Consider the following 1651-nt stretch of genomic DNA (forward strand, 5'->3'; position numbering starts at 1 on the left):
ATGTAGGAGCTATATCCTAATGTCGTGTTCTGGCTATTTACAGATGTCGTGTTTTTGACCACTGGCATGCTAACCGGCTCGTGCGAACTGCGGAGCCAGCCATGCGACCAGGCGAACTGGTGACACTGACGATGCGAGAGCTTGACCGACTCAAGGTGATCCAGGCGGTGGCCGAGACGGGTTTGAAGCCCGGGCGTGCCGCCGAACGGCTGGGTCTGAGCGTGCGCCAGGTTGAGCGACTGGTGATCCGCTATCGCGAACACGGACCCGCGGGCGTGGCTTCGGGCCGACGCGGACGGCCAGGCAACCGGAAGCTCGACGAAGGCCTGGCGTTGCGCGCGCTGGCACTGATCCGCGAGCGCTACGCCGATTTTGGCCCGACGCTGGCGTGCGAGAAGCTCGCTGAATGTCATGGCATCCGGCTCGCGAAGGAAACGGTCAGGAAGCTGATGGCAGACGCCGGGCTATGGATTCCACGTGCGCAGCGTCCGCCGAAGGTCTACCAGCCCCGTGCGCGCCGCGCGTGCCTGGGCGAACTGATCCAGATCGACGGCAGCGACCATCGCTGGTTCGAGGAGCGCGCGCCGGCCTGCACGCTGCTGGTGTACGTGGACGACGCGACGAGCCGCCTGATGCACCTGCACTTCACGGCCACGGAGTCGACCTTCAGCTATTTCGAGGCCACGCGTGCGTACCTGGAGCGTCACGGCAAGCCGGTGGCGCTGTACAGCGACCGCGCCAGCGTGTTTCGCAGTGTCAGCGCCGGCAAGACCGGGCGCAGCGTGACGCACTTCGGGCGCGCGATGTACGAGCTGAACATTGACACGTTCTGCGCGAACTCCAGCCCGGCCAAGGGCCGCGTGGAGCGTGCGCACCTGACGTTGCAGGACCGTCTGGTGAAGGAGATGCGGCTGCGCGGCATCAGCACGCTGGCTGAAGCGAATGCCTGGGCGCCCTCCTTCATGGCGAGCTACAACGCCCGCTTTGCGAAGCCACCGAAGAGCGGCTTCGACGCCCACCGGCCGCTGCGCGCCGACGAGAATCTCGATCTGCTGATGACCTGGCGCGAGACGCGGCGGGTGACAAATGCGCTGACGGTGCAGTACGACCGCGTGATGTACCTGCTCGACGATACGCCGCAGAACCGCAAGCTGGTTCACCGCTACATCGAGGTGTGGGAGTACCCGGACGGACGCATCGAGATCCGTGCTGACGGCCAGCCGCTGCCGTACCGCGAGTATGACCGCCTCACCGAGGTGGACCAGGGTGCGGTGATCGAGCACAAGCGGCTGGCGCACGCGCTCGCGGTGGCGCAGGCCCTGCAGGCACAGCGCGATGACCGGCGGGCTTCGGGCTCGCCTTCGCGCACGAACCGTGGCGTCGAGGTACGCCGGGCTGAACGGGTGCCGGGCACGAAGAAGACGCGCGAATTCACGCAGGCGGACATGGACGCGGTGATCGTGAAGCTGGCACGGGCGGCAAAGCCAGATTCAAAGTCTGGCCGTCGGTCTGCCAGGGCTCGCTGAATGAACACAGGCGCCCTGCTGCTTCAACCCGTGTTCTTCAACAATACGGGCGAACAGAACCATGAAAGAGATGCGACATCTGTAAATGGCTGGCCGTACGACATCTGTATCTGGCCATGACATTT

At 64.9% G+C, this 1651-nt stretch carries 1 protein-coding gene; it reads left to right on the forward strand.

All coding sequences use genetic code 11. From position 1 onward, the window contains the following. Window positions 1–101: 101 nt before the first annotated feature. Entirely contained in the window at window positions 102–1526 is a 1425-nt protein-coding gene (locus U5A65_RS40595; protein ID WP_321918067.1) for an ISNCY family transposase, read from the forward strand. Window positions 1527–1651: the final 125 nt, after the last annotated feature.

This window comes from Paraburkholderia sp. J10-1 (assembly GCF_905220165.1).
In the GTDB taxonomy this organism is placed as follows: Bacteria; Pseudomonadota; Gammaproteobacteria; order Burkholderiales; family Burkholderiaceae; genus Paraburkholderia.

What these genes read in the sequence shown, in the direction of transcription:
- U5A65_RS40595 (WP_321918067.1), top strand. Translation starts at nt 102, where the DNA reads ATGCGACCAGGCGAACTGGTGACACTGACGATGCGAGAGCTTGACCGA.